This is a genomic window from Stenotrophomonas sp. Br8, assembly GCF_014763005.1.
GTDB classification, from domain to species: domain Bacteria; phylum Pseudomonadota; class Gammaproteobacteria; order Xanthomonadales; family Xanthomonadaceae; genus Stenotrophomonas; species Stenotrophomonas lactitubi.
Genome location: NZ_JACGTN010000009.1, coordinates 32,955 through 54,077, shown reverse-complemented (window position 1 = coordinate 54,077; position 21,123 = coordinate 32,955). Strand labels below are relative to the sequence as shown.

Annotated in this window: 21 protein-coding genes; 13 read left to right on the top strand and 8 right to left on the bottom strand. The window is 65.9% G+C overall.

Going from position 1 to position 21,123, the window contains the following annotated elements:
- Positions 1–158: 158 nt before the first annotated feature.
- Positions 159–452: a PsiF family protein gene (locus H3005_RS10215; RefSeq protein WP_191078100.1), complete on the bottom strand. Its 294-nt coding sequence runs from the start codon at positions 450–452 to the stop codon at positions 159–161.
- 118 nt (positions 453–570) lie between these two features.
- Entirely contained in the window at positions 571–1,203 is a 633-nt protein-coding gene (gene upp, locus H3005_RS10210) for a uracil phosphoribosyltransferase (protein WP_025878832.1), read from the bottom strand.
- A gap of 153 nt (positions 1,204–1,356) precedes the next feature.
- Between upp and H3005_RS10205 the strand changes: the two genes are divergently transcribed.
- Genes H3005_RS10205 through H3005_RS10190 form a run of 4 tightly spaced genes read left to right on the top strand, consistent with a single transcriptional unit; the run spans position 1,357 to position 6,542 of the window.
- Positions 1,357–3,909, top strand: a complete 2,553-nt coding sequence (locus tag H3005_RS10205; RefSeq protein ID WP_191078099.1) for a TonB-dependent receptor — start codon at positions 1,357–1,359, stop codon at positions 3,907–3,909.
- Positions 3,909–5,018, top strand: a complete 1,110-nt coding sequence (locus tag H3005_RS10200; RefSeq protein WP_191078098.1) for a phytase — start codon at positions 3,909–3,911, stop codon at positions 5,016–5,018. The genes H3005_RS10205 and H3005_RS10200 overlap by 1 nt, the downstream gene beginning before the upstream one ends.
- 11 nt (positions 5,019–5,029) lie before the next feature.
- Positions 5,030–6,379, top strand: a complete 1,350-nt coding sequence (locus H3005_RS10195) for a metallophosphoesterase family protein (protein WP_191078177.1) — start codon at positions 5,030–5,032, stop codon at positions 6,377–6,379.
- A gap of 10 nt (positions 6,380–6,389) precedes the next feature.
- Positions 6,390–6,542: a hypothetical protein gene (locus tag H3005_RS10190; RefSeq protein WP_191078097.1), complete on the top strand. Its 153-nt coding sequence runs from the start codon at positions 6,390–6,392 to the stop codon at positions 6,540–6,542.
- A 76-nt stretch (positions 6,543–6,618) separates the two neighbouring features.
- Here H3005_RS10190 and H3005_RS21065 read toward each other — a convergent pair whose 3' ends face one another.
- The 3 genes from H3005_RS21065 to H3005_RS10185 form a co-directional block, all read right to left on the bottom strand.
- Positions 6,619–6,741, bottom strand: coding sequence for a hypothetical protein (locus H3005_RS21065; RefSeq protein WP_263407393.1), 123 nt, complete (start codon positions 6,739–6,741; stop codon positions 6,619–6,621).
- A 213-nt stretch (positions 6,742–6,954) separates the two neighbouring features.
- Positions 6,955–7,077, bottom strand: coding sequence for a hypothetical protein (locus H3005_RS21060; RefSeq protein WP_263407392.1), 123 nt, complete (start codon positions 7,075–7,077; stop codon positions 6,955–6,957).
- 213 nt (positions 7,078–7,290) lie between these two features.
- The gene (locus H3005_RS10185) at positions 7,291–7,872 is read right to left on the bottom strand and encodes a hypothetical protein (RefSeq protein WP_191078096.1); all 582 of its coding nucleotides are present in this window, start codon (positions 7,870–7,872) and stop codon (positions 7,291–7,293) included.
- 112 nt (positions 7,873–7,984) lie between these two features.
- On the opposite strand from H3005_RS10185, the gene H3005_RS10180 reads away from it, so the two are divergent.
- Together H3005_RS10180 and H3005_RS10175 are read left to right on the top strand one after the other, a co-directional pair.
- Positions 7,985–9,400, top strand: a complete 1,416-nt coding sequence (locus H3005_RS10180) for a deoxyribodipyrimidine photo-lyase (RefSeq protein ID WP_191078095.1) — start codon at positions 7,985–7,987, stop codon at positions 9,398–9,400.
- Between the two features lie 142 nt (positions 9,401–9,542).
- Complete coding sequence (locus H3005_RS10175) at positions 9,543–10,238, top strand: OmpA family protein (RefSeq protein WP_191078094.1); 696 nt, start codon at positions 9,543–9,545, stop codon at positions 10,236–10,238.
- Positions 10,239–10,412: 174 nt separating this feature from the next.
- On the opposite strand, the gene H3005_RS10170 is transcribed toward H3005_RS10175, so the two are convergent.
- A complete protein-coding gene (locus H3005_RS10170) occupies positions 10,413–11,444 on the bottom strand; it encodes a LysR family transcriptional regulator (protein WP_025878839.1) in 1,032 nt (343 codons plus the stop codon).
- A gap of 147 nt (positions 11,445–11,591) precedes the next feature.
- On the opposite strand from H3005_RS10170, the gene H3005_RS10165 reads away from it, so the two are divergent.
- From H3005_RS10165 to H3005_RS10140, 6 genes are all read left to right on the top strand, one after another.
- Entirely contained in the window at positions 11,592–11,819 is a 228-nt protein-coding gene (locus H3005_RS10165; RefSeq protein ID WP_100552199.1) for a hypothetical protein, read from the top strand.
- Complete coding sequence (locus H3005_RS10160; RefSeq protein ID WP_191078093.1) at positions 11,816–12,586, top strand: SDR family NAD(P)-dependent oxidoreductase; 771 nt, start codon at positions 11,816–11,818, stop codon at positions 12,584–12,586. The genes H3005_RS10165 and H3005_RS10160 overlap by 4 nt, the downstream gene beginning before the upstream one ends.
- A 91-nt stretch (positions 12,587–12,677) precedes the next feature.
- Positions 12,678–13,901, top strand: a complete 1,224-nt coding sequence (locus H3005_RS10155) for an efflux RND transporter periplasmic adaptor subunit (protein WP_191078092.1) — start codon at positions 12,678–12,680, stop codon at positions 13,899–13,901.
- Positions 13,902–14,028: 127 nt separating this feature from the next.
- Entirely contained in the window at positions 14,029–17,199 is a 3,171-nt protein-coding gene (locus H3005_RS10150; RefSeq protein WP_176021023.1) for a multidrug efflux RND transporter permease subunit, read from the top strand.
- A gap of 63 nt (positions 17,200–17,262) precedes the next feature.
- Positions 17,263–18,000 (top strand): SDR family oxidoreductase, encoded by a 738-nt coding sequence (locus tag H3005_RS10145; RefSeq protein ID WP_089240412.1) that lies wholly within the window; start codon positions 17,263–17,265, stop codon positions 17,998–18,000.
- On the top strand, positions 17,994–19,415 hold the full coding sequence (locus H3005_RS10140; RefSeq protein ID WP_025878845.1) for an efflux transporter outer membrane subunit: 1,422 nt from the start codon (positions 17,994–17,996) through the stop codon (positions 19,413–19,415). Before H3005_RS10145 ends, H3005_RS10140 begins: the two co-directional genes overlap by 7 nt.
- Positions 19,416–19,456: 41 nt before the next feature.
- Here the strand turns inward: H3005_RS10140 and H3005_RS10135 are convergent, their stop codons facing one another.
- Entirely contained in the window at positions 19,457–19,834 is a 378-nt protein-coding gene (locus H3005_RS10135; protein WP_100552202.1) for a VOC family protein, read from the bottom strand.
- A gap of 139 nt (positions 19,835–19,973) precedes the next feature.
- Between H3005_RS10135 and H3005_RS10130 the strand changes: the two genes are divergently transcribed.
- Positions 19,974–20,222 carry a hypothetical protein gene (locus tag H3005_RS10130; protein WP_191078091.1) on the top strand — a complete coding sequence of 83 codons (249 nt, stop codon included), beginning with the start codon at positions 19,974–19,976 and terminating at the stop codon, positions 20,220–20,222.
- Between the two features lie 18 nt (positions 20,223–20,240).
- Here H3005_RS10130 and H3005_RS10125 read toward each other — a convergent pair whose 3' ends face one another.
- Entirely contained in the window at positions 20,241–21,095 is an 855-nt protein-coding gene (locus H3005_RS10125) for an endonuclease/exonuclease/phosphatase family protein (protein ID WP_191078090.1), read from the bottom strand.
- Positions 21,096–21,123: the final 28 nt, after the last annotated feature.

The window sequence follows — 21,123 nt, the reverse complement described above, 5'->3', positions numbered from 1 at the left end:
CGCAATCCGACACCGCCCCGCCGCTGACAGATTTTCGCGATCTGTCGGGGGTCGGATCCCGTTGCCGGGCAACGGGCTCTGACCCCATTCGACGGACAGATTCCAAATGACGGTCAGTAGATCCACGCCATGCGTGGATGGGCCTTTCTTCGCTGCTTTTACGATGCCTTGAGGCAGCTGCTCATGAAGGTCTTGCGGGCGTCGCCGGCGAGCTTCTTGGTGGCGGCGTCGGCGTTGCACTTCTTCATGCGTTCCTGCGGCGTGGTGGGGGCTGCCGGGGTGGCTGCGTGCGAGCTCAGGCACGTGCTTTGCGCAGACTTGTAGGCGTCGCCCTTCAGCCCTTTGTTCTTGGCCGAACAGTCGGCCATGCGCTGCTGTTGCGGGGTGGCTGCGTTGGCGGCAAGCGGGAGGCTGAGCAGCAGGGCGGCGGCGAGCAGGAATGATGCTTTCATGGTGGCTCCAGGGCAGGGCGGGTGCGCGGAGCATTCGCCCGTCGCTGCAAAGCCGGCGTGAAGGTGCCTGGAGCAGGTGGAGCACTTCCTTTCGAAAGCGCTCCGACCCCGGTCGATCTTAGCCCACGCGGGTACCGAAGATGCGGTCGCCGGCATCACCCAGGCCCGGCAGGATGTAGCCCTTGTCGTTGAGCTGCGCGTCGATCGCGGCGGTGTAGATCTCCACGTCCGGGTGCACGGCCTTCACTGCTTCGATGCCCTCCGGCGCGGCAACCAGGAAGATGCCCTTGATCCGGCGGGCACCGGCGCGCTTGAGCATGTCGATGGTGGCGATCAGGGTGCCGCCGGTGGCCAGCATCGGGTCGAGGATCAGCGCGTCGCGCTCTTCCAGGCGGCCGGTCAGGCGCTCGAAGTAGGGCACCGGCTGCAGGGTTTCTTCATCGCGCTGCAGGCCGACCACGCTGACGCGGGCGGCCGGGATCAGCGACAGCACGCCGCTGAGCATGCCCAGGCCGGCGCGCAGGATCGGCACCACGGTGATCTTGGCGCCGGCGATGCGCTGCACGGTGACCGGGCCGGACCAGCCCGGCAGGGTGTGCGGCTCGGTTTCCAGGTCGGCGGTGGCCTCGTAGGCCAGCAGCGTGCCAAGTTCGTTGGCCAGTTCGCGGAAATCCTTGGTGCTGAGCGCGGCGTTGCGCATCAGGCCGATCTTGTGCTGCACCAGCGGGTGGCGCACTTCGACGATCTTCATGGGAGGGTCTGGCAGAAGGGGAGAACCCCATTTTAAGCGGAATGCGCGGTGCTGCCGAGCCGGGTCCGGCAGGCTAGGCTCCACCGGTGTCATGCCCATGAAACCTCGCGGACATACCGTGCTGACCCAATCTTTACACCGTTGGGGATAGCTGTGCAGAAGAAGAACACGTTGGGCCTGGCAATCAGCCTCTCGCTGCTGGTGACGGCCAGCCCGTCGGTACTGGCAGCCGAAACTGCTGCAGCGACCGGCGGCGGCGCTGCGGCGACCGATCTGGACCGCATCGAAGTACGTGCGCAGCTGGAATCGCAGGTGCGCGCGGTTGACCTCAAGCGCAGCAGCGACGCCATCGAAGACGCCGTGTCCTCCGACGCGCTGGGCCAGTACCCGGACAAGAACGTGGCCGAGTCGCTGCAGCGCCTGCCGGGCATCAGCGTGACCCGTGACCAGGGCGAAGGCCGTTTCGTGGTGGTGCGTGGCCTGGATGCCAACCTCAACAGCGTCAGCGTCGACGGCATCGCCATCGGCACCCCGGAAGATTCCAGCCGTGCCGCGCCTCTGGATGTGATTCCGTCCGATTCGACCGAGCGCCTGCGCGTGGTCAAGTCGCCGACCCCGGACATGCCGGGCGACGCCATCGGCGGCGCGATCCTGGTTGAATCGGCCTCGGCCTTCGATCGTGACGGCCGCAGCCTGCGCGGCAAGATCGAAGCCAGCCACCAGCAACTGTCCGGCGAAACCAGCCCGAAGGCCGCTTTCAACTACAGCGAAGTGTTCAATGACACCTTCGGCGTGGCGCTGGGCGTGAACTACCAGAAGCGCAAGTTCGAATCGGACAACACTGAAGTGGAGTACGACGGCGAAGACGATGCCGCGCCGGGCGACGTCACCGCGATCAACCTGCAGCACCGCAAGTATGAGATCGAGCGCAAGCGCATCGGCGCCAACCTCAACCTGGACTGGCGCCCGAACGACGACAGCAAGTACTACCTGCGTGCGCTGTACAGCCAGTTCGACGACGCCGAAACCCGCCAGCGCGTGATCTTCAATTTCGACGACGCGAAAATGGTCAAGACCGGTACCGACCAGTACCGCCTGGATGGCATGCCGAAGGATTCCATCGACAAGCGCATGCGTTACCGCACCAAGGAAGAGAACACCTTCGCGGCCAGCCTGGGTGGCGAGAACAAGCTGACCAACGCCGTGGTTGATTACAAGGTTGGTTTCACCCGTACCGAAGAGCGGGTGAACGATGAAATGGAGGCGCGCTTCAAGCTCAACGGCAAGGCCTTCAACGGCACGCTGGACCAGAGCAGCCGCCTGCCCAGCTACAGCTTCGACAATGCGCAGTGGCTGGACAACGCGAACTACGCGTTCGATCGCATCGTGCTTTCGCCCAAGCAGGTGAACGACAAGGAACACAGCGCGCAGGTCAACGTGCGCTTCGACGGCGACAACAGCAGCATCAAGTTCGGCCTGCTGGGGCGCTGGCGCGACCGCGACGTCAACGTCGACGAAAGCGAGCTGCGCGTCGGCCCGAAGATTGCCTTGTCCAGCTGGACCACAGGCTCGCCCGATCACCGCCACGGCACCCTGGGTGACGGCATGGATTCGGATGCCATGCGCGCGTACTGGGCGGCCAACGGCGGCCAGTTCAGCGCCCGTCCGCAGGACGTCGGTGCCAATGCGATGACCTCGCTGGAAGAGGACTACACCGCCAGCGAAGACATCTTCGCCAGCTACGCCATGGGCACCTGGGATGTCGGTGCGCTGCGCATCATCGGCGGCGTGCGCGTGGAGAACACCCGCTTCAAGGCCGAGGGCAACCAGGTCGATGTGGCTGCCAACGGCCGCAGCTACACCGTAACCCCGCGCGTGGCCAACAGCAGCTACACCAATGTGCTGCCGGGCCTGCACCTGCGCTACGACGCGGCCGATGACTGGGTGCTGCGTGCCTCGGCCAACAAGACTGTTTCGCGCCCGTCCTTCGGCGATATCTCGCCGCGTGTCGGCTACAGCCGTGGTGACGAGGAAGTGCGCCTGGGTAACCCGGAGCTGGACCCGTACGAGTCGAAGAACATCGATCTGTCGGTGGAGAAGTACCTCGGCAGCACCGGCATCGTCTCGCTCGGCCTGTTCCACAAGTCCATCGACGGTTACATCGTCGAGACGGTACGCACCAACGATCCGGCGTACGGCGGTTTCGACGTGACCCAGCCGATCAATGGCCGCAAGGCGACGGTGCGAGGTGCGGAGCTGAACTGGCAGCAGCAGCTGGCCTTCCTGCCCGCCGGCCTGGACGGCCTGCTGGTGGGCGCCAGCGGCACCTGGCTGGACACCGAATTCGACGCGGGCATCGAGGATCGCGCCGGTGAGGACTTCACCTTGCCGCGCGCCTCCAAGCACGTGTACAGCGCGCACATCGGCTATGAAAAGTACGGCCTCAGCACGCGCCTTGCGGCGGTGTACCGCAGCGAGTACCTGGACACCATCGGCAAGGGCCGTGCGTTCGATATCTACGTGGCACCCAACACCCAGCTCGACTTCTCGCTGGACTACAAGTTCAACGCGAACGTGAGCCTGTACTTCGAAGCACAGAACCTGCTGGACAAGCCGTTGGAGCTGTACCAGGGCACGCGCTCGCGCACCCTGCAGCTGGAGGAGTATGGCCGTACCTACGCCGTAGGCCTGAAGGTGGCGCTGTGATGGTGCGCGGCATGACCCTGATGGCCGCCTCGCTGGCCGCCGTTCTTGCCGCCGGCTGCACACCGGCAGCGGACAAGGCGCCGGCTGCGGCCGGCGCTGCGGCACCCGTCGAGCGCAAGGTGGTGACCATCGCCGAGGCGTTCCTGACCCCGATGACCCCGGCCGACAACATCGATTCGCCGGCTTCATGGCAGGCACCGGATGGCAAGACATGGCTGATCGCCACGGCCAAGGCCACCGACAAGCTGGTGGTCTACGACGGCAGCACTGGCCAGCACCTGCGTGACGTCGGCAGCACCGGCACCGATCTGGGCCAGTTTGATCGTCCCAATGGCATCGCAGTGACCGATGACCTGCTGTGGATCGTCGAGCGCGACAACCACCGCGTGCAGGTGCTGTCACTGCCGGACTTCGCTCCGTTGGCCACCTTCGGTGCCGACGACCTGCGCAAGCCCTACGGCCTGTGGGTGGACCGCCGCGCCGATGGCTACAGCGTCTACGTCACCGATTCCTGGGACAACGGCGAGGACGCACAGGGCAAGGACATCCTGCCGCCGCTGGCCGAGCTGGACAAGCGCGTGCGCCAGTACCACGTGACCCGCGACGGTACCAAGGTCCAGGCAACGCTCACCGCCAGCATCGGTGATACCAGCGAAGCCGGCGCGCTGCGCGTGGTCGAATCGATCTGGGGTGATCCGGCCAATGATCGCCTGCTGATCGCCGAAGAGGACGAAAGCTACGCCAGCGAATTCAAGGTCTACACCCTGGCGGGGCGCTTCACCGGCACTACCTTCGGCCGCGACGTGTTCAAGGCGCAGGCCGAAGGCGTGATGCTGCGCACCTGTGGCAAGGACGGCTGGTGGATCACCACCGAGCAGGGCAAGCAGCGCAGCGTGTTCCATCTGTTCGACCGCCATACGCTGAAGCCGGTGGGCGCGTTCCAGGGCAATACCGTGGCCAACACCGATGGCATCTGGATGATGCAGCAGCCGACACCGCGGTTCCCGCACGGCGCCCTGTACGCGGTGCACGATGACCAGGGCGTGGTGGCCTTCGACTGGGAGAGCATTGCCAAGCAGCTGGCCCTGCCGCTGGAGTGCGGTTCGTGAGCGCGCGTTTGATGCGCTTGCTTGCGGTCGGCCTGCTGTTGGCATTGCCATCGCTGGCGATGGCGGCGGCCGAGCCCAACACCCAGGTGCCGTCGGGCAGCCGTTACTACGCAGCCGCATCGGTGCCGGACCGCATCGTCGCCTCTCCGTCGGTCGACCCCAGCCACGGTTTCGCGGTGGCCTGGCGCACCGACGGCAGCGTGCAGTCGCCGCTGCTGGAAATCGCACTGGCCGACGATTCGCCGGCCATTGAGGGCATCCGCCAGGTGCGTGCGAGGACCCAGGTGCTGCAGACCGAGAATGGCGTGTCGCATCATCATCGTGCCGACATCGATGGCCTGCAGCCGGACACCCTGTACGTCTATCGCGTACAGGGCAATGGCAGCTGGAGCGCGTGGAGCCAGCTGCGCACGCTGGCCGCTGCCGACCAGCCGCTGACCCTGCTGTATTTCGGCGATACCCAGAACAAGAACGTGAGCCATGTCAGCCGCGTGGTGCGGGCTGCACAGAAGGCTGCACCGGATGCGCGGATCAGCCTTTTTGCCGGTGATCTGGTCAGCGGTGGCGACAACATGGACGACAGTGAATGGGGCGAATGGTTCGCCGCCACCAGCTGGTTGGCGCAGGAGACGCTGGTGGCGCCGGCGATCGGCAACCACGAATATTTCGAGGAATTCGAGGACACCCCGCAGGAGCGCCGCGTGCTAGGCCGTCATTGGCCGGTGACTTTCGCCCTGCCGGGCAACGGTGCCAATGCAGCGGCGGGTACCAGCTACTGGTTCGATGCGCAGGGTGTGCGCGTGGCCGTGGTTGATGGCACTTCGGCGCTGGATCTCGGCACCGCCAAGGCGCAGGCGCAGTGGCTGGACAAGGTGCTGGCCGGCAACCGGCAGCCGTGGACGATCGTGCTGCTGCACCAGCCGTTCTATTCACCGCGCGAGGGCCGCGAAAATGCAGCCCTGCGCAAGGTGCTGCTGCCGGTGGTGCGACGCCACAAGGTGGATCTGGTGCTGCAGGGGCATGACCACACTTACGGCCGTCGCGGTGAAGGGCAGGCGGCAACGCCGCAGTACGTGGTGACCGTAGCCGGGCCGAAGCAGTACCGGCTGTCGGACGAAGCACGCAGGACGATGGAACCTGTAGGCGAGGACACCCAGCTGTTCCAGGTGTTGCGCATCGACCCGCAGCATCTGCGCTACGAAGCGCGCACAGTCACCGGACGCCTGTACGACGCCTTCGAGTTGAAGCGCGATGATAGTGGCAGCAAGCAACGGGTGGAGTTGCAGGAGGGGCGGATTGCTCCGCGTGACTGCGCGCGCGCCCAGACCGCCAAGGGTCGCACCGATCGCTGCTGGGAGTGAGGACAGACCGATGAGCACGCGCCCGCGCATGGTTCCGATAGCCGCCATTGCCGTTGCCTTGCTGCTGATGGGCAGCGCGGTGGCCGCAGCAGACTCGGTGCTGCCCCCGTTCCTGACCGCACTGCTGAAGCAGGCGCCGCAGGATAGAGAGACGGGCGGGTGATCAGGGAAGGCATGAAGTAGATCCACGCCACGCGTGGATTGAATCTTCCCGCACACCATCCACGCACGGGGCGGCTCTACTGCATCGCGTCCAGGAACAGTTCTGCCTCATCCGTGCCGCCCAGCAGCGCCGAAGCAGGCGCCGCTGGAAAGAGAGACGGGCGGGTGATCAGGGAAGGCATGAAGTAGATCCACGCCATGCGTGGATTGAATCTTGCCGTACACCATCCACGCACGGCGTGGCTCTACTGCATCGCGTCCAGGAACAGTTCTGCTTCGTCCGTGCCGCCCAGCAGCGCTGAAGCAGGCGCCGCTGGAAAGAAAGACGGGTGGGTGATCAGGGAAGGCATGAAGTAGATCCACGCCACGCGTGGATTGAATCTTGCCGTACACCATCCACGCATGGCGTGGATCTACCGCATCGCGTCCAGGAACAGTTCTGCCTCATCCGTGCCGCCCAGCAGCGCCGAAGCAGGCGCCGCTGGAAAGAGAGACGGGCGGGTGATCAGGGACGGCATGAAGTAGATCCACGCCATGCGTGGATTGAACCTTCCCGTGCACCATCCACGCATGGCGTGGATCTACTGCATCGCGTCCAGGAACAGTTCTGCCTCGTCCGTGCCGCTCAGCAGCGCTGAAGCAGGCGCCGCTGGAAAGAAAGACGGGTGGGTAATCAGGGAAGGCATGAAGTAGATCCACGCTATGCGTGGATTGAATCTTGCCGTACACCATCCACGCACGGGGCGGCTCTACTGCATCGCGTCCAGGAACAGTTCTGCTTCATCCGTGCCGCCCAGCACTGCAGCGACAGCGCGCAGTGCCGCTTCGCGATGTTCGGGACGGATCCTGCCATCATCGTCATCGCTGTACAGATCCTCATCGGCCTCGAGGTAAACGCTGCCGGCCGCCGCCAGTGCGGCCATCAAGGTCGGTACGTCGGCGACGAACTCGTCGGCGTCCCAGTGGCCCGCGCCATGACGGGCGAACAACACGCGGCCATCGTTGATGTCGAGGATGAGAGGATCGGCGCCACGGTCGGCGATCACCAGCCAGTGCGACGGCCAGTCGCTGATCGGCTCGCCATCGATGCCATTCCAGCGGTAGCCCGCCTGATACGCCCACAGGCGCTGCAACGGCGGCAGCCACACCTCTACGCCCGGTACGGTGATGCCGCTGGGGCCTTTGGCAGGATTGAACACCTCACCGAATGGGCCGACGTGTGCATAGAACCCGGCCAGCATGTCCGGCAACGGGAACGGCCCTTGCCACGCGTCGGCGGATTGCGGTTGCAGGGGGCCGAAGCGGGCAAACGTGGCGCGAAGATCATCCATGACGAGGGCAGGGTGGAAGCAGGAGAGCACGCAGCCTAGCAGAGCCGGTCGCACGCATCGCCTTCACCGCCACTGGCTATCATGGCTGCCCAGCAACAGAGAGGCAGTGCACGTGTCGGTAGCGTTGGTATGGTTCCGTCGGGACCTGCGGTTGCAGGACAATCCGGCGCTGCAGGCGGCGCTGGACGCGGGCCACGATGTGGTGCCGGTCTATATCCACGCCCCGCACGAAGAGGGCGACTGGGCGCCGGGCGCCGCGTCGAACGCGTGGCGCCACCGCTCGCTGGCGGCGCTGGATGCCGACCTGCGTGCACGCGGCTCCTCGCTGGTGCTGCGTGCCGGCGACAGCCTGCCGACCCTGCAGGCGCAGATTGATCAGACCGGCGCCGAGGCGGTGTACTGGAACCGCAAGTACGAACCGGCGACGCAACCGCGCGATGCCGCCGTCAAACGCACGCTGCGCGAGCAGGGCATCGATGCGCAGAGCTGCAACGGCAGCCTGTTGTTCGAGCCCTGGGACATCGCTACCCAGCAAGGGCAGCCCTACAAGGTATTCACTCCGTACTGGCGCAACGTACTCAGTCATTGGCGATTGCCGGCCCTGCAGGAGGCGCCGCGCACGTTGGCCGCACACACGGTTGAAGGCCTGGCGCTGGACGCGTTGCAGCTGGCGCCGCCATTGCAGTGGGATTCCGGTTTCTGGGAGCACTGGCAGCCGGGTGAGGCAGGCGCGCTCGAGGCGCTGTCCGTGTTCGAGGATGGTGCGCTGCGCGGCTATCGTGAGCAGCGCGATCTGCCGGACCGGGTCGGTACTTCGCGGCTGTCGCCGCACCTGCATTTCGGCGAAATCGCCCCGTGGCGCATCGCACACGCGCTGGAGGGCCTGCGCAGCGCTGGCACCGATGCGGACATCGACGGCTACCTGCGCCAGCTCGGCTGGCGTGATTTCGGCTACCACCTGCTGCACCACTTCCCGAAGACGCCCACGGACAATCTCAACCCGCGTTTCGACCGTTTCCCCTGGGCCAACCCCAGTGCCGTCCAACTGCACGACTGGCAGCGCGGCAACACCGGTGTGCCCATCGTCGATGCTGGCCTGCGCGAGCTCTGGCAGACCGGTTACATGCACAACCGGGTGCGGATGATCGTCGCCAGCTACCTGTGCAAGCACCTGCGTGCGCATTGGCTGCACGGCGCGCACTGGTTCTGGGACACGCTGGTGGATGCGGACCTGGCCAACAACACGATGGGGTGGCAGTGGGTGGCCGGCACCGGCGCCGATGCGGCTCCCTATTTCCGGGTGTTCAATCCAGTCACCCAGGCCGAGAAGTTCGATCCACAGGCGCGCTACATCAGCCGCTGGGTGCCGGAGCTGGCGGAGCTGCCGGTAAAGGCGCGGTTCGCTCCCTGGCAGCACCCGCAGCTGTTGGCCGAACGCGCGCCCGGGTATCCGCGCACGCCGCTGGTGGACCTGGCGGCAGGTCGGGACGCGGCACTGGCTGCTTACCGCCAGTCGGCGGCGGGGTAAAGCGCTGGCTGAGCGGTCCAGACAGCTAGCTGAACACGTCCCTGTCGGCCGATGCGATCATCATGCCGACATCGCGTCCGGCTGTTTATCCTCGTTGCCGCCCGCAAGCCGCCGGCCCGACCGGAAACCAAGGAGAACACTCATGATCCGCAACACCACCCGCAACGTCGCACTGGCCCTGATGGGTGCGGCCGTCCTGTCGGCCTGCGCCACCGGCGGCTCCTATGTGCAGAGTGATCCGTACGGCAACCCGACCGAGCAGCAGAACCGCACCGGCCGCAATGCCCTGATCGGTACCGCCATCGGCGTGGCCGCGGGCCTGCTGACCGGCGACAGCGCGACCGAGCGTCGCCAGCATGCGCTGATCGGCGCGGGTATCGGTGCACTCAGCGGCGCCGCCGTGGGTCAGTACCAGGATCGCCAGGAGCGCGCGCTGCGCGAGCGCACCGCCAACACCGGCATCGACGTCGAGCGCCAGGGCGACAACATCATGCTGAACCTGCCGGACGGCATCACCTTCGACTTCGGCAAGTCGGCACTGAAGCCGCAGTTCTACGGCTCGCTCAATGGCGTTGCTGGCACCCTGCGCGATTACAACCAGACCATGATCGAAGTGGTCGGTCACACCGACAGCATCGGCAGCGACGCGGTCAACAATCGCCTGTCCAAGGAGCGCGCTGATTCGGTGGCGCAGTACCTGATCGGCCAGGGCGTGCAGAGCGTGCGCATCGAGACCCTGGGCGCTGGCAAGTCCTATCCGATTGCCGACAACAGCACCGATGCCGGCCGTGCCAAGAACCGCCGCGTCGAGATCCGTGTGATTCCCCTCAAACAATAATGCCTGGCGTTGTTGCTTGAGCCGGTCAGGCCATCGGCCGGAACGAAAATGCCGCCCTCGCAGGCGGCATTTTTGTGGGTGCCGGGCTCGCCCGGCACGCCGATAGCGCGTGTGGAGAGCCGTGCCGACCAAGGTCGGCTACTACCAGGAGATTGCGGGCGGTATTGTTGGGGATTACGCCGCCGACGCAGCCACCTTCTCCAGAATCCGCTTGCCGCTGCTCGCCAGCGCTGCCTCTTCCTGTTCCTGCTGCTGCCGCGCCAGCTTCGCACCGGGGCACTGCGCCAGCATGTAGTTGGCGTCGAAGTTGAGCTTCTCCACCAGGAAATCGACGAACGCGCGCACCTTCGGCGAGACCAGGCGGCCACCGGCGAACACCGCATTGAAATCCACTTCCGGCCCGGTCCAGCCGGCCAGCACGCGGCGCACCATGCCCGACTCGACGAACGGCTTGGCCATCACGTCGCCGGTCAGCAGCAGGCCTTCGCCACACACCAGTGCGCCATTCAACGCAGACATGTCGTTGGCCGTCATCAGCGGCGTTACCGGGAAGTCGCGCAGTTCGCCACCGTTCTCGCCCAGCTGCCAGGTAAAGCGTGGCGAATTGCCGGTGTGGTACGGCTTGCGCATGGCCAGGATGCGGTGGAACTGCAGCTCTTCCGGATGCAGCGGCTCGCCGTAGCGCTCGATGTAGGCCGGGCTGGCGAACACCTGCGTGCGCAGGCTGCCAAGCTTGCGCGCCACCAGGTTGGAATCGGGCAGGGCACCCACGCGCAGGGCGAGATCGGCCTCGCCGGCGATCAGGTCCAACTTCTCGTTGCCCATGTGCATGTCCAGGCGGATCTCCGGGTACTGCGCATGGAACTGGCCCAGCAGCGGCGCGATCCAGGTGATGCCGATCGAATAGGGTACGGTGAAGCGCAACCAGCCGCGTGGGCCCGACTGCAGCTGGCTGACCGCGCTTTCGGCTTCTTCAAGCTCGCGCGCGATGCGCTGGCAATGCTCGTGATAGATCGAGCCGGCCTCGGTGAGGCCGAGGCGGCGCGTGGTCCGGTGCAGCAGGCGCGCACCGAGGCGCGTTTCCAGTTCCTGCACCTTGCGGCTGACCGTGGTCTTGGGCAGGCCGAGCGATTTGGCAGCCGCGATGAAGCTGCCTTGCTCGACCACTTTGACGAAGATCAGCGTCTCGTTGAGATCGTGGGACATGGTCAGGAATCCTGGACGTCGGGGATGGGGCAATCGTGACAGAACGATTGGACCGGGGACGGGATGATTATTCCCCTTAATCAGGACTAATCAAGTAGGGGTTTGAGGTCTATCGTGGCGCCATTCGCTAATTGGAGCCCGTCCGCCATGAGCCTGCGCAACATTCTTGCCCGCTTCCGGATCGCCGGCCAGAACGCCCTGGACCTGGCGATGACCGTCGAATCCCGCCCTAGTTCCTTGGTACACAAGGACTTTCGTGAGTTTACCGCACCCATGCGTCAGCAGCGTGGCGGTGCCTTGCGCCTTGCTTCGCAGAAGGGTGACCGACTGCGTCGAATCGGGACTATCCCGGATTTGGGAGGAAATGTCCCGTGAATGGGATTCTGACCCCCGAGGTCCTGGTTCTTGGCGGCACCGGTGCCGTCGGCCAGGGTGTAGTCGGCGCATTGCTGGAGGCCGGCAGCCCCGTGCTGGTGGTCGGCCGCGATCCGCGCCGCCTGGCGGCATTGCACGAGCAGTTCGCCGATGAGCCGGGCCTGCAGACAATGCTGGGCTCGCTGAGTGACGACAGCTCGGCGCGTACGTTGGCCGAGCGCGTGGCGCAGCGTCCGCGTCCGCTTGCGGCGGTGATCGCGGCAATGGGTGGTCCGTACAACCGCGGTCGTGTGGTCGAGCGCGGCGGTGACGCACTGGCGGCGGCATTGCAGGCTGACCTGATGCCGCATGTGCACGCGGTGCGTCATCTGTTGCCGCTGCTGCAGGACAACGTGCACGCCCGTCGCTACGTGATGATCGGCAGCCCGGCCGGGCTCAAGCCCTGGGCCGGTTATGGCGAGACCTCGATCACCACGGCCGCGCTGCGCATGTACGCGCAGGTGGTGCACCAGGAAGCGCAGGCCGTGGGCGTTCGCGCGCAGATGCTGGAAGTGTGCAGCCCGGTATGCACCCCGGCCAACGCCGCCAACGCCTGCATCGAATGGCCCAGTTCGCTGCTGGTCGGCCGCCGCGTGGTGTCCCTGCTCGATGGTTGCCGCGACAACCGCGCGATCGTCCGTTGCGACAGCAGTGATGCCGAACTGCCGCGCGGTCTGCTGCACCTGGAAATACCGCCGCTGTGGCGCGACACCGCAGGCGTTGCTTGACCTCAGCCTTGGTTGAGGTCGCAGGATACGCCGCCGAAAGTTGATAGCAATTCTCAAATAGCTGTACCACCCCTCCGTACGGATGCATGCCATGACTTCCCCCAACACCACTCCACATCGTTTCCGTCATCGCCTGGCGATGGCTGGCGTGTCGATCCTCGCTGCCGCCGTTCTGGCTGCCTGCAGCGGTGGCCATGCCGAAGAAGCTGGCGCACCGCCCCCGCCGCAGGTCTCAGCTGCCCCCGTACTGCTCAAGCAGGTCAGCCAGTGGGACGAATTCAGCGGTCGTGTCGAGGCCGTGCAGAGCGTCGAGCTGCGCCCGCGCGTGTCCGGCTACATCGACAAGGTCAACTACGTTGAAGGCGAAGAAGTGAAGAAGGGCGCCGTCCTGTTCACCATCGATGCCCGCAGCTACCAGGCCGAGTACGATCGCGCCAACGCCGAACTGGCCCGTGCGCGCACCCAGGCGGTGCTTGCCCGCAGTGAGTCCGAGCGTGCCAAGCGCCTGGCCGAGCAGCAGGCGATCTCCACCGAGACGGCTGAACAGCGTCGCGCAGCCGCCGACCAGTCCGGTGCGGCAGTGCAGGCTGCGCAGGCCGCGCTGGATGCAGCCCGCCTCAACCTTGAGTTCACCAAGGTGCGTGCGCCGATCGACGGCCGTGCCGGTCGCGCGATGGTCACCGCCGGCAACCTGGTCACCGCCGGCGACAGTGCCAGCGTGCTGACCACGCTGGTCTCGCTGGATACGGTGTTCGTCTATTTCGATGCCGACGAAAGCACCTTCCTGCGGTACGCGCAGATGGCACGCAAGGGCGAGCGCCCGAGCGAGCGCGACAGCGAGCTGCCGGTGAAGGTCGGCCTGTCCGGTGAAGATGGCTACCCGCACACGGGCAAGGTCGACTTCCTCGACAACCAGGTGACCCGCAGCACCGGCACCATCCGCGTCCGCGCGCTGCTGGACAACGCCGATCGCCAGTTCACCCCGGGCCTGTTCGCCCGCGTGCAGCTGCTCGGCAGCGGCCAGTTCCAGGCGATGCTGATCGACGACAAGGCCGTGCTGACCGACCAGGACCGCAAGTACGTCTACGTGGTCGACAAGGATGGCAAGGCTCAGCGCCGCGACATCCAGCTCGGCCGCACCGCCGAAGGCCTGCGCATTGTCGAGCAGGGTCTGGCCGCCGGTGACAAGGTGATCATCGATGGCGTGCAGAAGGTCTTCATGCCCGGTATGCCGGTGCAGGCGAAGGCGGTGGCGATGCAGCCCACCGCTGCGCCGGCGCCGGGTCGCGATGCAACTGCCGCACTAAACCACTGATCCGCCGTCTCCTGATCCGCGTACCCGCTTAGCTGCCGGTGCCAGCGGCAGCCGTCACTGCCTTCACCAGATTGGTGAGGGGCAGGGCGGCTGTTGCCCGCCGACGGCCTTTTCCAGGAATTCTTCCATGGACTTTTCCCGTTTCTTCATCGACAGGCCGATCTTCGCGGCGGTGCTGTCGATCGTGATCTTCGCCGCCGGCCTGATCTCGATTCCGATGCTGCCCATCGGTGAGTACCCCGAAGTGGTGCCGCCGTCGGTAGTGGTACGCACCGTCTATCCGGGCGCCAACCCCAAGGTGATCGCCGAAACCGTGGCCACCCCGCTGGAGGAGGCCATCAACGGCGTTGAGGGCATGATCTACCTCAAGTCGGTGGCCGGCTCTGACGGCGTGCTGCAGATGACCATCACCTTCCGCCCGGGCACCGACCCGGACGAAGCGGCGGTGAAGGTGCAGAACCGTGTCGCCCAGGCCCAGGCGCGACTGCCCGAGGACGTGCGCCGGCAAGGCGTGACCACCCAGAAGCAGTCGCCCACCTTCCTGATGGTGGTGCACCTGACCTCGCCCAACGGCAAGTACGACACCCTGTACCTGCGCAACTACGCCCGCCTGCACGTCAAGGACGCGCTGGCACGTATCCAGGGCGTGGGCGATGCGCAGATCTTCGGCGGTGGCGACTACGCCATGCGCGCTTGGCTGGACCCGGACAAGGTTGCCGCGCGCGGCCTGACCGCCAGCGATGTGGTGCGCGCCATGCGCGAGCAGAACGTGCAGGTCTCGGCCGGCCAGCTCGGCGCCGAGCCGATGCCCAACAGCCAGTTCCTGACCCTGATCAACGCCCAGGGCCGCCTGCGCAGCGAGCAGGAGTTCGGCGACATCGTGCTCAAGAGCGGCACCGACGGTGAAGTGGTGCGGTTGTCGGACGTGGCCCGGGTCGAACTGGGTGCCGGTGACTACACGCTGCGCTCGCAGCTGGACGGCAAGAACGCGGTGGGTATCGGTATCTTCCAGGCCCCCGGCGCCAACGCGCTGGAGATCCGCGACGCGGTGATGGCCAGCATGGACGAGATGCAGAAGACCATGCCGGCCGACGTGAAGTACGAGGCGGTGTATGACACCACCATCTTCGTGCGCGACTCGATCAAGGCGGTGGTCTCCACCCTGCTGGAAGCCATCGCGCTGGTGGTGCTGGTGGTGATCCTGTTCCTGCAGACCTGGCGTGCCTCGATCATCCCGCTCATTGCGGTGCCGGTGTCGATCGTCGGCACGTTCGGCGCGCTGTACCTGCTGGGCTTCTCGATCAACACGCTGAGCCTGTTCGGCCTGGTGCTGGCGATCGGCATCGTGGTCGATGACGCGATCGTGGTGGTGGAAAACGTTGAACGCAACATCGAAGAAGGCCTGACCCCGCTGGCCGCTGCGCATCAGGCGATGCGCGAAGTGTCCGGGCCGATCATCGCCATCGCGCTGGTGCTGTGTGCGGTGTTCGTGCCGATGGCGTTCCTGTCGGGCGTCACCGGTCAGTTCTACAAGCAGTTCGCGGTCACCATCGCCATTTCCACGGTGATCTCGGCGATCAACTCGCTGACCCTGTCGCCGGCCCTGGCTGCCCGCCTGCTGAAGCCGCATGGCGCGCCGAAGGATGCCCCGACCCGCATCATCGACCGTCTGTTCGGCTGGGTGTTCCGTCCGTTCAACCGCTTCTTCAAGTCCAGCTCGGAAAAGTACGAGCGTGGCGTGTCGAAGATCCTCGGTCGTCGTGGCGCGGTGTTCGTGGTGTACGCGGTGCTGCTGGTGGGTACCGGCTTCATCTTCAAGCTGGTGCCGCCGGGCTTCATTCCGACCCAGGACAAGCTGTACCTGATCGCGGGTGTGAAGCTGCCGGAGGGTTCGTCGATCGCGCGTACCGATGAAATGCTGCGCAAGGTCGCCAAGATCGCCCAGGAAACCGACGGTGTGGCGCACACCATCTCGTTCCCGGGCCTGAATGCCCTGCAGTTCACCAACACGCCCAACACCGGTGTCGCGTTCATTCCGCTCAAGCCGTTCAGCGAGCGCCATGGTCGCACCGCCGCGCAGATCAATGCGGAGATCAACCAGAAGATCGCCGGCCTGCAGGAAGGGTTTGCCTTCGCCATGATGCCGCCGCCGATCCTTGGCCTCGGTAACGGCAACGGCTACCAGATGTTCATCCAGGACCGTGGCAACCTCGGCTATGGCGCGTTGCAGAACGCGGTGCAGTCGATGCAGGGTGCGGTTGCGCAGACCCCGGGCATGGCCTTCCCGATCACCAGCTACCAGGCCAACGTGCCGCAGCTGGATGCCGAGGTGGATCGTGTCAAGGCCAAGGCCCAGGGCGTACAGCTGACCGAGTTGTTCGACACGCTGCAGACCTATCTGGGTTCGGCCTACGTCAACGACTTCAACCAGTTCGGGCGTACCTGGCAGGTGATCGCACAGGCAGATGGCCAGTTCCGTGACAGCGTCGAGGACATCGGCAAGCTGCGGACCCGCAACGATCGTGGCGAGATGGTGCCGATCGGCTCGATGGTCACCGTCAAGGAAACCTACGGTCCGGACCCGGTGCTGCGCTTCAACGGCTACCCGGCCGCTGACCTGGCCGGTGAAGCCGACCCGCGTGTGCTGTCCTCGGCCGAAGCGATGAACAACCTCACCGCCATCGCCGCCAAGGTGCTGCCGGTCGGCATGGCGACCGAATGGACCGACCTGAGCTACCAGCAGGCGACCCAGGGCAAGGCTGCCTTCATCGTGTTCCCGGTGGCGATCATGCTGGCGTTCCTGGTGCTGGCCGCGCTGTACGAAAGCTGGTCGCTGCCGCTGGCGGTGATCCTGATCGTGCCGATGACCCTGCTGTCCGCGCTGTTCGGTGTGTGGATGACCGGCGGCGACAACAACGTGTTCGTGCAGGTCGGCCTGGTGGTGCTGATGGGCCTGGCGTGCAAGAACGCGATCCTGATCGTCGAGTTCGCCAGAGAGCTGGAGATGGGCGGCAAGGGCATCGTCGAAGCGGCACTGGAAGCCTGCCGCCTGCGTCTGCGCCCGATCGTGATGACCTCCATCGCCTTCATCGCCGGCACCGTGCCGCTGGTGCTGTCGCATGGTGCTGGCGCCGAAGTGCGCTCGGTGACCGGTATCACCGTGTTCGCCGGCATGCTGGGTGTGACCTTGTTCGGCCTGTTCCTGACCCCGGTGTTCTACGTGGCACTGCGCAAGTTCGTCACCCGCAACGGTGGTGGCCAGCTGGTGCAGCACGGCGAGCCGACCATCCACCACTGACATGGAAAACAGCGGCGCCGGCAACCACCGGCGCCCGCTTCCCCCTACCAAGGCAATGAATCCATGAACACCCATCAGAACAAGATCGCGCTGGTCACCGGCGCAACCCGCGGCATCGGCCTGGAAACCGTGCGCCAGCTGGCGCAGGCCGGCGTGCACACGCTGCTGGCCGGGCGCAAGCGCGAGACCGCCGTCGAACTGGCACTGAAGCTGCAGGCCGAGGGCTTGCCGGTGGAGGCGCTGCAGCTGGACGTTAATGATGGCGCCAGCATCGCCGAGGCGGTCGAGCAGGTGCGCCAGCGCCATGGCCGTCTGGACATCCTGGTCAACAACGCCGGCATCATGATCGAGAACCCCGCACAGCTGCCGTCGGAGCAGTCGCTGGATACCTGGCGTCGCACCTTCGACACCAACGTGTACGCGCTGGTGGCGGTGACCCAGGCCTTCCTGCCGCTGATCAAGCAGGCCAAGTCCGGCCGCATCGTCAACGTCTCCAGCATGCTCGGCTCGCAGACGCTGCATGCCGATCCGACCTCGGGCATCTACGACTTCAAGATCCCGGCGTACAACGCGTCCAAGGCCGCAGTGAACAGCTGGACCCTGGCCCTGGCCCATGAGCTTCGCAGCACGCCGATCAAGGTCAACACCGTGCACCCCGGCTACGTGAAAACCGATATGAACGGTGGCAACGGCGAGATCGAAATCGCCGAGGGCGCACGCTCCAGCGTGCAGATGTCGCTGATCGGCGAATCCGGCGCCAGCGGCAGCTTCACCTACCTGGGCGAGGTGCTGCCATGGTGATCCGCACCCTGGCGATGGCCGTCTCCAGCCTGGTGCTGGCGGGCTGTGTCAGCGTCGGCCCCAATTACAAAGCACCGGTGCAGGAGCCCGTCGTCCTGCAGGGCGCGCAGCAGCCGGTGTTCAGCACCACCTCGCCGGTGGCCAGCTGGTGGGCGCAGTTCGATGATCCGGTGCTTGAAGAGCTGGTGCACGGCGCGTTGTCGGACAACCTGGACCTGCGCGTGGCTGTCGCCCGTGTCAGCCAGGCCCGTGCAGTGTTCGTCGAGAGCCGCTTCGACCAGGCGCCACACGTTACCGCTGGCGGCAGCTACGATCGCCGCAAGCAACCCGATCCGCAGCTGGGTGGGCAGCGGGTGTTCAGTGAAAGCTACCAGCTCGGCTTCGATGCGGGCTGGGAGCTGGATCTGTTCGGCCGCAAACGCCGTGCTGCAGAGGCCGCGCGTGCCGACCTGGACGCAGAGCAGGCCAACCTCGCCGACGCGCAGGTGCTGATCGCTGCCGAAGTGGCACGCAACTACTTCGAGTTGCGTGGCACCCAGAAGCGCATCGCGGTGGCCCAGCGCACCCTGGTCAACCTGCGCGATACGCAGCGGCTGACCGAGGCACGTTGGGAACTGGGTGCCGGCAGCGAGCTGGACGTGCAGAGCAGCCGTGCACGGTTGAAGGCCATCGAGGCCGACATCCCGCTGCTGGAAGTGGCCGAGACGCAGTCGCGCAACCGGCTTGCGGTCCTGCTTGGCCAGCGCCCGGAAGTGCTGACGGCCATGCTGGCACCGCACGAAGTACCGGCGTTTGCCAAGGCATTGCCGCTGGGCGATACCCGTGAACTGCTGCGCCAGCGTGCCGACGTGCGGGTCGCCGAACGTCGCCTGGCTGCTGCCACCGCACGTGTCGGCGTTGCCACGGCCGATCTGTTCCCGCGGCTGTCACTGTCTGGTTTCGTCGGCTTCCTCGGTGGCGATGCCAGTGGCCTGGTCAACGGCAACAACAAGGCCTGGTCGCTGACTCCGTCGCTGAGCTGGGCGGCATTCGACTTCGGTACGGTCAAGGCACGCCTGCGTGCCAGCAAGGCCGAGGCCGAGGGCGTAGCCGCGCAGTACGAACAGGCGGTGCTGCTGGCGCTGGAAGACACCGAAAACGCGTTGACCCGCTATTCCAAGCAGCAGGCGCGGCTGGCCATCGTGGTCGAGCAGGCGCAGGCGGCACGACGTGCCGAATCGCTGGCGCAGATCCGCTACCGCGAGGGCTCGGAAGACTTCCTGACCCTGCTTGACGCGCAGCGCACGCAACTGGTGGCCGACGATGCACTGGCGGCCGCCGAATCGGAGGTCAACGTCAGCGTGGTGGGCGTGTACAAGGCACTCGGTGGCTGGGGCCAGTCACCGCAGGCGCCGAGCGTGGCCCAGGCGCGCTGATCGGCAGGGGACGGGAGCATCTGCTTCCGTCCCTTTTTTCGCTAGGGCCAGAGGTTGGCCGGGGCATCGTGATCGCGCATGCGCACGATGCAGAAACGATGGCCGGTGGGCGCTTCCATCACCCACCAGCGTTTGACGAAACCGACCCGGCGCGCACCGAGTTTTTCCAGCCGTTCGGCTTCGGCGTCGATGTCGTCGCTTTCGATATCCAGATGCACCCGCGACGGGTGATCGACCCGCTGCACCTCTACGTTCAAGCCTGCCGGCGCACCTGTCAGGTCGGCGTACTCTGCGTCGCCTTCGCCACGGGCGGGCTCAGCCTGCAGGCCCAGCGCTGCGGCCCAGAAGCGGGCGCTGTCTGCGGCAGGCGTGTCCTGGCAATCGATGATGAATCCGGCCAGTCGGCTGCGATGGGTCATGTGCCGTCTCCGCTCAATGAGGCTGCCGGCAGGGTAGCGCGCGCGCCGCCGCGCGCGTTCTCGCGGTCATGACGTTTCTGACTCTGCCGGAACCGTGGCCCACCGTGTAACTAGTGGGGAAACCATGGGAGGACGGGACATGAGCGAACAGAAGCAATCGACCCAACGGACGCTGCTGGGCGATCCCGGCCTGCCGGTGGCCGTGGTGATGCTGCTGGTGTTGGCGGCGATGGCTGCGGTGATCGGCTTCCTGCGCCTGCCCGATTCAATGCTGGGTATTGGCCTTGTCGGCATTGCGGTGTTCCTGGCCGTCGGCGCACGCATCTGCCAGGCGCGCGACCAGCACCAGGCGCTGTACCGCCTGCTGGGCAAGCGACCCCCGCCGTAGCGAGGGTCGCTGCAGTGCTCAGTGCTTCGGCCAGTCCAATTCCACGACCAGCGGGAAGTGGTCGGAGGGCAGCACGCCGTCGATGCGGCGGTCGTCGGTCAGGAAGCTGCGTGCGTGGAAGCCGCGTACCAGCACCCAGTCCAGCTGCGAAGTCGCCGTGCCGGTGAAGTCGTGGAAGGTCAGGCGCGGACCCTGCGGTGTTTTGACCTGGGTGCGCGTGTCCTGCAGCACCCGGGTGAAGGCCTGATAGGTGCCGCCGCCGGGCTCGCTGTTGAAATCACCGGTCAGCACCACCGGTAGATCGGAAGGCAGCGCGGCCACGCGCGTGGCGATCAGTTCGGCACCCTTGATCCGTCGCGGTTCGTCCTCATCGCGATAGGGCAGGTGGGTGTTCATGAAGTAAAAGCGACGGCCATCATCCAGGCGGCGGAACACTGCCCAGGTGACCATGCGCGGGAACAGGTTGCCCCAGCTGATGCTGCCTGCGACCCCGGGCGTATCGGACAGCCAGAAGTTGCCGGATTCTTCCACCGCCAGCACCTTGCTGTCGTAGAACACGCCCATGTGTTCGTCGCCACTTCCACCGCGCCGGCCTTCGCCGAACCAGCGATAGTCGGGCAGGTGCTCGGCCAGGTAGTTGGCCTGCTCCAGCACCAGTTCCTGGGTGCCGATCACCGCCGGGTGCGCCTGCTGGATCACCTTGACCATGGCATCGCGGCGGTCTTGCCAGCGCTTGCCAGGGTCGGTGTCGGCGGGGGTGCGTACGTTGAAGGACATCACCTTCAACGGGGCGGGCGAGGCTGCCCAGGTGATGGCGGGCAGAGCAAGGACCAGCAGTGCGCAGAGCGCGGATCTGCGGAAACGTGACAGCATCGTGGAATCCCTCCATTCCGTGAAAACG